This is a genomic window from Andreprevotia chitinilytica DSM 18519, assembly GCF_000711875.1.
Taxonomy (GTDB): Bacteria; Pseudomonadota; Gammaproteobacteria; order Burkholderiales; family Chitinibacteraceae; genus Andreprevotia; species Andreprevotia chitinilytica.
In genome coordinates, this window is sequence record NZ_JONM01000005.1 from 169,131 (window position 1) to 182,271 (window position 13,141).

Here is a 13,141-nt window from a genome sequence, read left to right on the forward strand (position 1 = left end):
TTGCCCATGACGCTGATTCACCCCTCCGCCGTTATCGATCCCAAAGCTGAACTGGCCGCAGATGTCCAGGTCGGCCCGTTTTCGGTGATCGGGCCGGGGGTGAAAATCGGTGCAGGCACCGTGGTCGGCCCGCATGTCGTGATCGATGGGGCGACGACGATTGGCAGCAATAATCGCTTTCATCCGTTCGGACACATCGGCTGCCAGCCGCAGGACAAGAAGTACGCTGGCGAAGACACGCGGCTTGAGATTGGCAATGGCAATACGTTTTTCCAGTCGGTCACTGTGTCTACCGGCACGACGCAGGATCAAGGTGTAACCCGGATTGGCGACGACAACTGGGTCATGGCCTACGTGCACATTGCGCATGATTGCCAGATTGGCAGTCATTGCATCTTTGCCAATAACGCCACGCTGGCCGGGCACGTAGCCATCGGCGACTGGGTGATTCTTGGTGGCTTCACCACCATCCACCAGTTCTGCAAGGTCGGCCCGCATGCGATGAGCGCATTCACTGCAGCGATCTCGCAAGACGTACCGCCGTACGTCTTGGCTGCCGGCAACCGTGCCACGCCAAATGGCATCAACAGCGAAGGTCTCAAGCGGCGTGGTTTTACCAGCGAGCAGATCACCACGATCAAGCGCGCCTACAAAACCCTTTACCGCCAGAATCTGCCGCTGGATGAGGCGAAAGGCCAGATCGAAGCCGCGGCCGTGGGTGCGCCGGAACTGCAGGCATTCGTCGACTTCTTCGCGGCCAGCACACGCGGCCTGATACGCTGATCACAGACACTCCTTTGCAATTTGCGGTATAAGGGAAGGTTTTTCTCAGCATTCCTGCAAGACTCAAGTATCATCTCGCTGCTGCGGAGAAAGGCATCACTGCCTGGCTTACAGCGCGCCACGTCAATGCGGCGCGAGTAAGGCTCCCCGCGACCATTCCCAACTACAAATTGAATCCGAGCCGATGACGTATCGACTCTTTGAACCAGGCGGCGCCGGGCCGCGCATCGTGATTGTGGCCGGCGAATCGTCTGGCGATCTATTGGGTGCGCAGCTGATTGCCGCCCTGAAAACCCGTTACCCCAGTGCCCGCTTTGCCGGGATTGCCGGCCCGAAAATGCTGGCTGTCGGTGCGACCTCGGTCGTGCCCATGGAAACGCTGGCGGTTCGTGGCTATGCCGAGGTTATCAAGCACTTGCCGCGCCTGCTGGGTATCCGTGGCAAGTTGAAGTCCGCCATCCGTAAGGAGAAGCCGGATCTGGTGATCGGCATCGATGCCCCCGATTTCAACTTGAATGTCGAAGCGGCGGCAAAAGCCGCTGGTATTCCGGCCATTCACTATGTCAGCCCGTCGGTGTGGGCATGGCGTGCGGAACGGCTCAAGAAAATCGGCCAAGCCGTATCGCACATGCTCCTGCTGTTCCCGTTTGAAGAGGCGATTTATCGTCAGGCGGGCATTCCTGCAACCTATGTAGGCCATCCCCTGGCAGACATGATGCCGCTGGCACCGAAACAAGCCGAAATCCGCGAAGTGCTGGATGTGCCCAACAGGCGCACCGTGTTTGCCATGCTGCCCGGCAGCCGGCAAAGCGAGCTTGAACTGCACGCGCCGCTGTTTGTCGAGACCGCCAAAAAACTGTTCGAGCGCTATCCCGATGCCCTCTTTCTGGTGCCGCTGATTACGCGTGAAACACGGCTGCAGTTCGAAACCGAGATGTGGAAGCAAGGCGCGCAGGAGTTGCCGTTCCGGATGCTGTTCGGCCACGCGCACGAAGCGATGCAGGCGGCGGATGCCATTCTTGTTGCCTCTGGCACGGCTGCGCTTGAGGCAATGCTGGCCAAGCGGCCAACCGTGGTCACCTACCGCCTGACCGGGCTCACCTACCGGATGGTGAAGAAAAAGCTGCGTTTACCCTATGTCAGCCTGCCGAACGTGCTGGAAGGTCGCTTTTTGGTGCCGGAGCTGCTGCAGCAGGACGCCAACGTCGACAACCTCGTGCAGGCGCTCAGCAACTTCATTGATGACAAACGTTTGGCCGATGCACTGGCGGAACGCTTTACGCAACATCACGAAGCGTTGCGTTGCAATGCTGCCGAGCGTGCCGCTGAAGCAGTCGCGGGCGTACTGGGGCGGGCATGGCGCTGATCTGTGGTGTTGATGAAGCCGGGCGCGGCCCGCTGGTCGGATCGGTATTCGCCGGGGCCGTAATCCTGCCGGATGACCACGGCATCGTCGGGCTGAACGACTCCAAAAAGCTCTCCGCCAAAAAGCGCGAGCAGCTGTTCGGCCAGATTCAGGAACGTGCCATCGCCTGGGCCATTGCCAGTGCGAGCGCGGCTGAAATCGACACGATCAATATTCTGCAAGCCACCATGCTGGCGATGTGCCGCGCGGTCGAGGCGCTCTCCGTGACGCCGGAGCGGGCATTGGTCGACGGCAATCGTGCGCCCAAACTCGCCATGCCGGTCGAAACCATCGTGCAAGGGGATGCCAAGGTACAAGCGATTTCCGCCGCATCAATCCTGGCCAAAGTGGCGCGGGATAGGGAAGCCGATGAGCTGGAAGCGTGCTATCCCGGTTATGGGTTCTCCAAGCACAAGGGCTATCCGACCGCGGAGCACCTGGCTGCACTGGCGAGCCTTGGCCCATGCCCGCTGCACCGGATGAGTTTTGCGCCAGTGCGAGCCGCCAAGGCACAAGCATCGCTCTGGTAGCGCCGAGCCGTTGCAAATCCGCCGCATTCCACTGCTGCATAGGATCGCTTATTGCCGGTGTCATGGCCTGCAACTAAGATGCTAGAGCGCATTAGAACTAATACAACAACACATGCAATGGCTATTCAGGCGCTAGTCTGACATTGCCGCATCGCACAGGGATTTCGACGCATGTTCGTCATCATCGGTTACGTATTCATGTGCGCCTGCATCCTGGGCGCGTACGCCGTTCATGGCGGCGAGCTTCATGTTCTCTGGCAGCCCGCCGAAATCGTCATCATCTTCGGTGGCGGTATCGGTGGCTTGGTGGCCGGCTTCGGCGGCAAGCCGCTCAATGCCACGATCAAGGCGCTGCCCAGCCTCTTCAAGGGCTCCCGGTACAGCAAGGCGTTTTACATGGATCTGTTTGCGCTGATGTTCGAGTTGCTCTCGAAGGTGCGCAAAGAAGGCCTAATGTCCATCGAGGCCGATGTCGAAGATCCGCATTCCAGCGCTGTGTTCTCCAAGTACGAAAAGATCGCCCACGATCATCACGTGGTCGAGTTCATTTGCGACTACCTGCGCCTGATGGTCGGCGGCAACTTGAATGCGTTCGAAATCGAGAACCTGATGGATGTCGAAATCGACACCCACCATCATGAATCCGAAATGCCGGCCAGTGTCATGGCCAAGCTCGCCGATGGCTTGCCGGCCTTCGGTATCGTGGCCGCCGTGATGGGCGTGGTGCATACGATGGGCTCGCTGCATTTGCCGCCAGCCCAGTTGGGTGAGCTGATCGGTGCAGCGCTGGTGGGGACGTTTACCGGGATCTGGCTGGCTTATGGCTTCATCGGCCCGTTGGCGAGCTCGCTGGAGTTCAAGGCGGGCGAGGGCACCCAGGTGTTCCAGACCGTCAAGGTGACTTTGCTGGCCAGCCTCAATGGCTATGCGCCGCAGGTGGCCGTCGAGTTCGGCCGCAAGGCGCTCAACTCGACCGAACGACCATCGTTCAAAGAGCTGGAAGACCACGTCAAGAGCGCCAAGGCCAAATAAACCGCCACCAACAAAACCAGCTTGGCGTTGTTGCTCAGCCTTGCCGTACGCAACGGCCGTGACTGAGAACAGCTCGAGTATTTAGCAAAAGAAGAATGGAGCAGGACGGATGAGCGACGATTCCCAACGTCCTATAGTCGTCAAGAAGATCAAGAAGGGCGGTCACGGCCATCACGGTGGTGCGTGGAAGATCGCCTATGCCGACTTCGTGACGGCGATGATGGCGTTCTTCCTGCTGATGTGGCTGTTGGGCTCGGTCTCCAAGGGCAATCTGAAGGGGATTTCCGATTACTTCTCCAACCCGCTCAAGATCGGTAAGACCGGTGGTAGCGGGGCGGGCGATGCCACCTCGCTCATCAAGGGCGGCGGCAAGGATCTGACGCAGAAAACCGGCCAGCTGACCAAAGGCAATCCGACCCCCGATGAGACGGCCAAGGATCGCAAGCGCTTATCCGAGCTCAAGAAGAAATTCGAAGAGCTGATGGAAGACAAGGCCAAGACCAACAGCAAGCTTGCGCAATTCAAGAAGCAGCTCAAGCTGGATATGGTCGCCGAAGGCCTGCGCATCCAGATCGTCGATGACCAGAATCGACCCATGTTCAAATCCGGTTCGAGCGAGCTCGAACCCTATGCCAAAGACATCCTCAGCGAGATTGCCAAACTGCTGAACGAGGTACCGAATACCTTGTCGATGTCCGGCCATACCGATGCGCAGCCGTTCGCTGGCGGGCAAGCCGGCTACAGCAACTGGGAGCTCTCGAGCGATCGCGCCAATGCCGCCCGGCGGCAAATGATCGGCGGCGGGTCGCTCAACTCCAAGAAAGTCTTGCGCGTCAACGGCTTCTCGGACGAAGTGCCGCTCGACAAGGACAACGCCTACAACCCGATCAATCGACGGATCAGCATCGTCGTCCTGAACAAGGATGCCGAGCAGGATATCCGCGATCAGGCCGGCACCGGCGGGGCAGAAGCAGCCTCTGCGCCAGCCGCAGCTCCCAACGGCTGATCATATCGGATGGTCTGGCGTTTTCTGTTGATCCAGCTGGTTGCGCTCGCGGCCGGTCTTGGGCTTGCCATGTATGTTGCGCAGCCTGCCCTGATGGGCCTCGGACTGGCCTCGCTGTTTGCGCTGGGGCTTGCCTATCGATTCCAGCGCCAAGGCTGGTGGTGGGGTGCGCTGCATTTGGTCTTTCCCTTCGCACTCGCCTTCGGCATCTGGCTGAACTGGTCGTCGTGGGTTTGGCTGGCGGCCTTTGTCGTCAGCTGGATCGTCTGCGCTGGCGCCTTGCAAAGCCGCGTTCCCCTCTACCTCAGCAACACCAAAGCCTTGCAGATGCTGGCGAGCCAGATTCCGCCAAATGCCCGATTCATCGATCTGGGAGCTGGCACCGGCACGGCGTTGGCATGGCTGGCGCGGCACCGGCCGGACGTGTGCTCGACCGGCATCGAATTCGCCTGGCTGCCGTGGCTGATCGGTCGCCTGCGCTTGCGGCGGCGTGACATACGTTGGCTGCGCGGCGACCTGTTCGCCTTGCCCCTCGCCGACTACGATGTGGTGTATGCATACCTGTCACCCGCGCCAATGGCGCGGTTATGGCGAAAAGCGCGTGCCGAGATGAAACCCGGCGCGATTTTGATCAGTAACAGTTTTGCCATTCCCGATGTCGAGCCCGACTGGATCGGCGCGGTGGATGACTGGAAAGGAAGCGAGTTGTTGTTATGGCGACTGTGAGCGCCACCCCGGCAGAAGTGACGACCTGGCTGCGCTACTGGAATGCGCGGCCGTGGCCTGCGTTCAAGGAAACGCGCGAGCAATTGATGCCGCTGCTGCGCCGTGCCGACCGGATCAAGTCGGATGAAGTGGCGAATGTCGTGCTTGGCGATCCACTCTTGTGCGCGCAGGTGCTCAAGCTCGTCAATCAACGCGACAAAAGCAGCCTTGCCGCCGATGTCACCACCATCGAAAGCGCGATCATGTTGTTCGGCCTGACCGCATTTCTGGAGCGTTTTTCACGCGGCCCCGCGGTCGAAGACCTACTGCAGAATCATCCGCAAGTGCTGGCAGCCGTATATGCCGAAGCCGCCTGCGCACGGGTTAGCGCTGAGCTGGCGCGTGAATTCGCCAATCAGCGGATCGATGCCAAGCTCGAAGAAATCTACCTCTCCGCCTACCTCGCACATGTGCCGCAGCTGCTGCGCCAGATCGCCAGCATCGACCCGAACGCGCCACGTGTCACTGGTGAGGCACTTGGTTTGATCGGTGGCTGGAAGCTGCCGGACGCCTTCCGCAAACTCAACGAATTTGGCGGCGATATGCAGCCACGCATCGCCATGCAGCACGCAGTCTTGGAACTTGTCCCCGGGCTCGAACGTGGTTGGTGGCAGCAAGCCGTACAACAGTCGCTGATTACCATCGCGGCCGTGCTGGATCGGCCGGCGGAAGACGTTTGGGACACGATTCGCCACCGCCTGTTGCAGATTGCCCGTGCACCGCGTCGGCAGGTCCAGGAGCATTGGCCGGCGGCGCGTTGGTTGCCCATGTTGCCCGGCGAGTGGCCCGTGCCCAAGGTGGCTGCACCGGTTTCCGCAGTGCATGCCGTGCCGACACCTACGCGTGTCCTGGCCACACCCGCTATTGCGCCACCCGTGCCACGTGCCGCACCCGCTTCGCCGGTGGTCGCGCCGACCACGCCAGTGGCCCCGGTTCCGCATCCTATTCCGGCCCCGGCCGAGCATAAACCGCCCGAATTGTTGCCCACCGATCCGCTCGCCCAAGCCATGCAGGCATTGCATCTGGCCGGTAAATCCGGTGCGCCGACCAATGTAGTGATGCAGCGTGCCTTCAAAGCCTTGATCAACGGTTTGGGCATGCGGCGGGTGATGTTCTGCCTGCTGGACGCCGAAAAGCAGACGCTCAAGGCGCGCTTCAGTCACGGGGCGGAGGATGACGATCCTTTGCGTATCTTCATGCTGGCGCTCGATCCGCCGCATTTGCTGACCAAGCTGATGAGCAAGCAGCAAAGTATCTGGCTGAACAACGCGACCCGGGCCGAACTCGGGCCACGCCTGCCGCCGCTGTTTCTCCGCCAGTGTGGCAAGGGCGATTTCTGTGCGATGTCGATTTTCGTCGGCAACCGCCCGGTCGGCCTGATTTACGCTGATCGGCCTGCTGATCGCCCCATCGATAACGATGTGTACGCCCACTTCAAACAAATCTGCCTGCTCGTCAGCCGTGCGCTGGCTGACCGCGCCCAGTAATTCCCCCCAAGAAAGTCAAACCCAACATTCGCTCATGGACATCATCCAGTCGCTGCAAAACCCGCACTACAAACTGGCCAGTAAGCTCGCCACCCATCGGCGTGATCGGCTCAAGCAGGGATTGATGGTGCTAGACGGCGCACACCTGATCGAAGCTGCGCTGGATGCCGGCTGGCAAATGCAGCAACTCCTGGTGACTGTCACTGCATTGGGCGATGCCGAATGTGCACGGTTGATCGAACGCGCCGCGGTCAAACCGCTGGTGATTGCCGATGCCTTGTTCCAGACTTTGACCGAGCTGCCGAGCCCGACCGGTCTGATTGCATTGGCCGCGCTGCCCGCTGCCCCGGTCGCGCGGCAGGATGGCTGTGTGCTGGCGCTCGATGGGGTGCAAGACCCCGGCAACGTCGGCTCGATTCTCCGCACCGCCTCGGCGGCGGGCGTTGATCAAATCTGGTTATCCAGCGCATGTGCCGATGTCTGGTCGCCCAAGGTGCTGCGGGCCGGCATGGGCGCGCATTTTGCGATTGAACTGATTGAGCGGGCTGATTTGCCAGGCTTGCTGGGGCACTTCGATGGCCCGATCGCCGCCACTTTGCTGGATGGCGCGGTCGATCTGTACGACGCCGATCTGCGCGGCAACCTCGCCATGGTGCTCGGTTCGGAAGGGCAGGGGGTCAGTGCGGAGGTGGCAAAGCTCGCCAGCCGCCGCCTGAAAATTCCCATGGCGCCGGGGATTGAATCGCTGAATGTCGGTGCGGCAGCAGCGATCTGCCTGTTCGAACGCGTGCGGCAACTGCGCAGCTGACCCCCTTGAGTTTGCTGTTCTGGCTGGCCGTCGCGCCTTCATTCATTCTCGTTTGTATAAATACAACACTTTTCCCCCTGGCTCCGGCTGATTAGACCGGCCGTACCGCCCCTATCGCTGCCCGTACATGGTGCAGCCGCCATGCCCTGACATCACCCGCTAAAGCCAGCAACAGCAAGGACAAGCGGCGCATGCACGCGCCATTTGCACCGCCTTGTTGCCTTCGCGTCCGCCTTGAGCACTGCCAACGTGCCCGTCAGAAATGCCGCCAACAAGCGGGCTGGGGATTTACCTGCTTCACGCCTGCTTGCGCAAACAGCAGCCTCTCCCTCCGTCTGCTGGCCATTTTGTCTGCGGATCGATGCATACAACTGCAGAACAGGGGGCATCGGCGCATTCAGGCACGGCCGCAAAAGCACAATGCCTCGCAAGAGAACGAGGCTGAAGAAAGGCTGGGGGGACTCAGCAAGAAATTGTTTTATTTCAGCTAATCAAGCAGCAACAGGGAGAATTGAATTGAAAAAGTACATCCTCGCAGCAACGATCGCTGCGGTGCCGGCAATGGCGCTGGCTGACGTGACGATCTACGGCAAGCTTGGCGCCGGTCTGAACTTCAACCACAGCTACAACAGCGTCGTTGATGCCAACGGCAATCCGGTCAACAGCGTGAAGATCGGCGACTATGTCTCGCGCATCGGCTTCAAGGGCTCGGACAAGCTCGATAGCGGCGATACCGCGATCTGGCAAGTGGAAAACCGTATCCACGTCGGCGGTAGCAACAGCAAGGATTTGTTCGGCACGCGTGACTCTTTCATTGGCCTGCAAGGGAATTGGGGCACGTTCCGCGCCGGCCACCTCTCTGACTACGCCAACCTGGACATGGAATACATCGATCCGCTGTCCTACGGCGGCGACGTCGCCGGCCAGCTGTACTCGACCCGCATCGATCATCGTTTCAACAACGCCATCCGCTATGACAGCCCGGACTTCGGCGGCTTCACCTTCACCACCCTTTACAACGCGGATACCGCACGTGTTGCCGGCACAAACAGCCAGGCGATCAACGTGGGTCTGTCCTTCGAGCGCGCTGGTTATCTGGCCAAACTGAACTACGAGGCCTTTGGCGATGCATCGCAGCTGAATCAGGCAACCAACGCAGGCACACTCAAGGACTGGTGGCGTTTTGAAGGCGGCTACATCAAGGATGAGCTGTACGTGGTGGGCGCATTCCAGCAAGCGAATGGCTACCTCGGCAAGGCCAGCGGCCAGTACGTGGATGGCCCAGGCACCGTTTACAACGTTGCCGCGCTGCAAGCGTTTGACCCGACCAGCAGCAAGATCGCGACCACCGATCAGGTTCGTGCCCAGGAAGCTGTCCTCACCGCCGGCTACAAGTTCGGCAAGGCCATGCCGTTTGTCGAACTCACCCGCGGCTTTGATCTGAAGGCCGCCGGCAAGACCGTGGATAACACCGGCTACAAGCAAGGCGTGCTGGGTGTGCAGTACACGCTGAGCAAGGCCACCACCGGCTTTGCATCGGCCGGTATCGTGAAGTGGGATGGTTCCGGCGTCGCCACCGAGAGATCGGTGAGCGTGGGTTTCAGCACCTCGTTCTGATCCGGTGAAATGACCGGAACCTGATTCCGGTCCGATTCAACGGTGCCCGTGGATGGCCATTGCGAAATGGCCATCCATTATTTTGTCCATCATCCGCGGGCATGGCCGTTGCCTGCTTGCCGGATGCCATCACGGTTTAGCTAGTGGCATGCATGGATTTGTATCGATACAACACGGCCGATCAATCAGCTATTGATAATATTTCCAATACTGTTTGGGCGGCTATTGCATGAATATCCGGAAAAATTGCAAAAAAAGTTTACATACAGCGTATTCACACCGCTTTGGATTATTTCATCGCAAGCCGCGCCACGACAGGTCTGCAACGCAATTTACATGCCCTATCCGCATGTGTTTTCTGCGTTACGCTTCATTGCGTTTTGCCGATAGCTGATTAGCCAAACGCCAAGTAACATTGAGACACGTGTCAACTAATTCATCCATACAATGAACCTTCGCCAACTGGCCGCCCATCTGCAGTTATCCCCGACCACGGTCAGCCGTGCGCTGAATGGTTTCCCTGAGGTGAATCAGGAAACCCGCGAACGTGTGGTCGAAACCGCAGTGCGGCTGGGGTATCGGCCCAATACCGTGGCGCGGCGGCTGGCAACGGGCAAGACCGATAGCATCGGCATCATTTACCCGTTCGAGCCGACCGACCTGGGCGATCCGGTGTTTCTGGACATCATCGCCGGGGCGACTGAACGGTTGGGCGAGGCGGGCATGGATCTGGTGATCGTCTCCGCTGCGGTCGAAAACGAGCTGGAAACTTATCACCGCGTGGTGTCGGGTGGCCGGGTCGACGGCCTGATCGTGGCGCGGACCCGTGTGCATGATGCACGCCTGCAATATCTCGCCAGCAAGAACTTCCCCTTTGTGGCGCATGGCCGCAGCGAGCTGGCCGATCCCTACCCGTGGTTCGACTACGACAACGAAGCCGGCATGCGCCTTGCAGTCGATCAGCTGACCGGGGAAGGGCACCGTCGCATTGCGCTAGTGCATGCGCCGCTGGAAATGAACTTCGCCATGCAGCGCCGCTTGGGTTTCCTGGTCGGCCTGAACGCCGCCGGTGCGGATGCCCGGTCCGAGTACCTCGTCTGCGGTGGCCTGAGTCCGAAGGAGGGCGCTGTAGCAACCCAGGCGCTGCTGGCTTTGCCAGAGCCGCCGACGGCGATCGTGGTCGACAACAATGTCTCCGCACCGGGGGTCATGACCGCATTGCGCCAAGCCGGACTGGTGGCCGGGCGCGATATTTCGGTCATCGTCTTTGGTGGTCTACGCAGCCAGGAGACCGAGACCTCCGAAGTCAGCGCGGTCTTGCAGCCCGAACCACGCGAGGCTGGCCGCACCTTGGCCGAGCTGATGCTGGCGCGATTGAACGGCCGCCCGGCCGCTGAACTTTCCCGCCTCTGGAAGCCGGTATTCGTCGCCGGCACGACCGATACGCCGCTGCCGGTCTGATCTTTCCCCTGCGTTTTTCTTTGCGTGTTCTAAGCGTTTTTCCCGGTTCTTGAGGACATGCGTAGTCCTTGTCTCTGCGCAGATACGGCGCAATGCCCTTTCGCGTGCGAATCCATCACTGAGCGAATTAAAAATTCGCACGTAGAGATTCGCCCAGCTATAGGGATTGCGCCCTACGAGCTACCAAGGACGGCGTTCTTTTCCCCACCCTCTCCCTAACCCTCTCCCACAAGTGGGCGAGGGGACAGATCACCGTAATGCGTTGCTCATCGTACAAAAGCTGCCCCGCTATTTGTAACCACACGGGTTGCACTGCGCGCTTTTCCCCCCTTTCGCTAAGCGCCGAGGGAGTGTCGCGAGACCTTAGGCTCGCGACCGACCGAGGGTAGTCCGGAGGACCGTAAGGCGCAGGGTCGCCTTTGGAGTGGAGAGGGCTTTGGCGAGACAAAGTCCTTTCCCCGGCCGCGGGACGGATTCCCGCTGTAAAGCTTTTGGCCGCGCCGTAGGCGCATCACTGATGGGTTAAAAGCCATGCCCACTCCCCTTGCTAAACACATGCTCCACTCTGGTGCAACAAATTTCAAACCGGTTTGGTTTCGGTGCAACATAAGGGTTACTGTGTAGTGTAAATATTTCCGTTACGGAATTAATATCAGCCCCGTCCGAACTTCAAACCGGTTTGAAAATAACCAAATCGGTTTGAGTTTGCGGAAAAGATGACATGAGTATCGGAATTTCGTAGTCCACTACGAACCTGTTATGTCATTCACTACAACACAGACGAGCGGCCCGCATCAGGGCCCAGGAGTGGATAGATGACTCAGCAACGCGTTATGTCGTTTGCGATCGCCGCAATTTTTGCCGCTGGTGTGGCTGCACCGGTTCTGGCTGATGTGCCGGTGGATTTCCACGGCTACTTCCGTAGCGGTATCGGCAGCACGATCGGCGGCGGTGGTTCCACCAACTGCTTCAAGCTGGACGGCGCCGGTTCCAAGTACCGTCTCGGCAACGAGTGTGAAACCTACGGCGAGCTGGCTTTCGGCGGCACCGCTTATGAAAACAAAGCCACCGGCACCAAGTTCCGTATCGAATCGATGCTGGCCGTGGTCGCTCCCCAAGCGCAAGACTGGGAAAGCACCAAGGGTTCCGCTGATATCGCCGTCCGCCAGTTCTATGCCACGGCCGAAGGCGTTGGCTTGGGTGAGCACACCAAGTTGTGGGTCGGTAAGCGTTACTACGACCGCCACGATGTGCACATGAACGACTTCTACTTCTGGGATAACTCCGGCCCGGGTGCTGGTATCGAAAACGTCGACGTCGGTTTCGGCAAGTTCGCCTATGCATGGCGTGAAAACACCGTGACCACAGATGATGGCACCAGCCGCAACATCGGCGTGTCCGGTCACGATTTCCGTCTGTCGGGCATCAAGACCAACCCGGGTGGCGAGTTGACCATCGGCGTTGATTTCCGCTTTGCAAACAAGGCAGATAAGGACAACGGCAAGCATACGAATGGCCAAGCGTTGAACATCATGCACACCCAAGGTGATGTGTACGGTGGCTTCAACCAGTTTGCCGCTCAGTTCTCCAAGGGTGACATCGCCGGCTTCTCCTACGGCTACCCGAACGTGACCGCCGACAAGGACGACAAGGCTTACCGCTTCGTTGAACAGATCGTCGTCGAGCCGAAGGGCACCAACTGGTCCGGCCAAGCGGTTGCGATCTGGGAAAAGCGTGATCCGAAGCAAGCCAATTCCGGCCAGACCTGGTACTCGTTCGGCGTTCGCCCGGTGTATGCCTTCACCGAGCACCTCGCTGGTGCGCTCGAAGCCGGTTACGACCGCGTGAAGCCGGATGGCAGCGATGCCCGCCAACTCGGCAAGCTGACCGCCGCGCTGATCGTTCAACCGCAGCCGGGTTACTGGACTCGTCCGCAACTGCGCTTCTTCGCCACCTACGCAAAGTGGAACAGCGCCGCGCAAGCCGCAGCTGGTACCGATGTGAACAACCCGTTGTCGATCAACGGCCCGTTCGGCAGCAAGAAGAACGGTATGACCATTGGCGCCCAAGCTGAAGCCTGGTGGTAAATCGGGTTGCCTAAGCTCCCCTCTCACACTTGTGGGAGAGGGGCTGGGGGAGAGGGTCGTGCCACGGGCAATGTCCTTTTTAGCACCCTCTCCCTAACCCTCTCCCACTTTCCCTGAACAAGGCTAAAAGCCTTGCACGGGATGGGAGAGGGAACAACTC

The 13,141-nt window shown here is 59.6% G+C and carries 11 protein-coding genes; all 11 read left to right on the top strand.

What is annotated here, in order from left to right; genetic code table 11:
- The first annotated feature begins 6 nt into the window (after window positions 1-6).
- The 11 genes from lpxA to BR41_RS08835 all read left to right on the top strand — a co-directional run bounded on the left by lpxA (window position 7) and on the right by BR41_RS08835 (window position 12,981).
- Window positions 7-783: an acyl-ACP--UDP-N-acetylglucosamine O-acyltransferase gene (lpxA, locus tag BR41_RS08785; RefSeq protein ID WP_035055363.1), complete on the top strand. Its 777-nt coding sequence runs from the start codon at window positions 7-9 to the stop codon at window positions 781-783.
- 184 nt (window positions 784-967) lie between these two features.
- A complete protein-coding gene (gene lpxB, locus BR41_RS08790) occupies window positions 968-2,149 on the top strand; it encodes a lipid-A-disaccharide synthase (protein ID WP_051710522.1) in 1,182 nt (393 codons plus the stop codon).
- Complete coding sequence (gene rnhB, locus BR41_RS08795; RefSeq protein WP_035055365.1) at window positions 2,140-2,718, top strand: ribonuclease HII; 579 nt, start codon at window positions 2,140-2,142, stop codon at window positions 2,716-2,718. Before lpxB ends, rnhB begins: the two co-directional genes overlap by 10 nt.
- A 171-nt stretch (window positions 2,719-2,889) precedes the next feature.
- Window positions 2,890-3,750, top strand: coding sequence for a flagellar motor stator protein MotA (motA, locus tag BR41_RS08800; protein WP_035055367.1), 861 nt, complete (start codon window positions 2,890-2,892; stop codon window positions 3,748-3,750).
- A 109-nt stretch (window positions 3,751-3,859) separates the two neighbouring features.
- Window positions 3,860-4,756 (top strand): flagellar motor protein MotB, encoded by an 897-nt coding sequence (motB, locus tag BR41_RS08805; RefSeq protein WP_035055370.1) that lies wholly within the window; start codon window positions 3,860-3,862, stop codon window positions 4,754-4,756.
- A gap of 9 nt (window positions 4,757-4,765) precedes the next feature.
- Window positions 4,766-5,482: a class I SAM-dependent methyltransferase gene (locus tag BR41_RS08810; RefSeq protein WP_051710524.1), complete on the top strand. Its 717-nt coding sequence runs from the start codon at window positions 4,766-4,768 to the stop codon at window positions 5,480-5,482.
- Window positions 5,470-7,008: an HDOD domain-containing protein gene (locus BR41_RS25415; protein WP_051710526.1), complete on the top strand. Its 1,539-nt coding sequence runs from the start codon at window positions 5,470-5,472 to the stop codon at window positions 7,006-7,008. Before BR41_RS08810 ends, BR41_RS25415 begins: the two co-directional genes overlap by 13 nt.
- 34 nt (window positions 7,009-7,042) lie before the next feature.
- Complete coding sequence (locus BR41_RS08820; protein WP_051710529.1) at window positions 7,043-7,816, top strand: TrmH family RNA methyltransferase; 774 nt, start codon at window positions 7,043-7,045, stop codon at window positions 7,814-7,816.
- A 516-nt stretch (window positions 7,817-8,332) separates the two neighbouring features.
- The gene (locus tag BR41_RS22820; protein WP_051710530.1) at window positions 8,333-9,433 is read left to right on the top strand and encodes a porin; all 1,101 of its coding nucleotides are present in this window, start codon (window positions 8,333-8,335) and stop codon (window positions 9,431-9,433) included.
- A gap of 447 nt (window positions 9,434-9,880) precedes the next feature.
- Window positions 9,881-10,894 (top strand): substrate-binding domain-containing protein, encoded by a 1,014-nt coding sequence (locus BR41_RS08830; RefSeq protein ID WP_035055373.1) that lies wholly within the window; start codon window positions 9,881-9,883, stop codon window positions 10,892-10,894.
- Between the two features lie 815 nt (window positions 10,895-11,709).
- Window positions 11,710-12,981: a maltoporin gene (locus tag BR41_RS08835; RefSeq protein WP_035055376.1), complete on the top strand. Its 1,272-nt coding sequence runs from the start codon at window positions 11,710-11,712 to the stop codon at window positions 12,979-12,981.
- Window positions 12,982-13,141: the final 160 nt, after the last annotated feature.

Bases quoted from the DNA above. Each gene is read 5' to 3' on its own strand.
- lpxA (WP_035055363.1), top strand. From the start codon at position 7: ATGACGCTGATTCACCCCTCCGCCGTTATCGATCCCAAAGCTGAACTG.
- lpxB (WP_051710522.1), top strand. From the start codon at position 968: ATGACGTATCGACTCTTTGAACCAGGCGGCGCCGGGCCGCGCATCGTG.
- rnhB (WP_035055365.1), top strand. From the start codon at position 2,140: ATGGCGCTGATCTGTGGTGTTGATGAAGCCGGGCGCGGCCCGCTGGTC.
- motA (WP_035055367.1), top strand. From the start codon at position 2,890: ATGTTCGTCATCATCGGTTACGTATTCATGTGCGCCTGCATCCTGGGC.
- motB (WP_035055370.1), top strand. From the start codon at position 3,860: ATGAGCGACGATTCCCAACGTCCTATAGTCGTCAAGAAGATCAAGAAG.
- BR41_RS08810 (WP_051710524.1), top strand. From the start codon at position 4,766: ATGGTCTGGCGTTTTCTGTTGATCCAGCTGGTTGCGCTCGCGGCCGGT.
- BR41_RS25415 (WP_051710526.1), top strand. From the start codon at position 5,470: ATGGCGACTGTGAGCGCCACCCCGGCAGAAGTGACGACCTGGCTGCGC.
- BR41_RS08820 (WP_051710529.1), top strand. From the start codon at position 7,043: ATGGACATCATCCAGTCGCTGCAAAACCCGCACTACAAACTGGCCAGT.
- BR41_RS08830 (WP_035055373.1), top strand. From the start codon at position 9,881: ATGAACCTTCGCCAACTGGCCGCCCATCTGCAGTTATCCCCGACCACG.
- BR41_RS08835 (WP_035055376.1), top strand. From the start codon at position 11,710: ATGACTCAGCAACGCGTTATGTCGTTTGCGATCGCCGCAATTTTTGCC.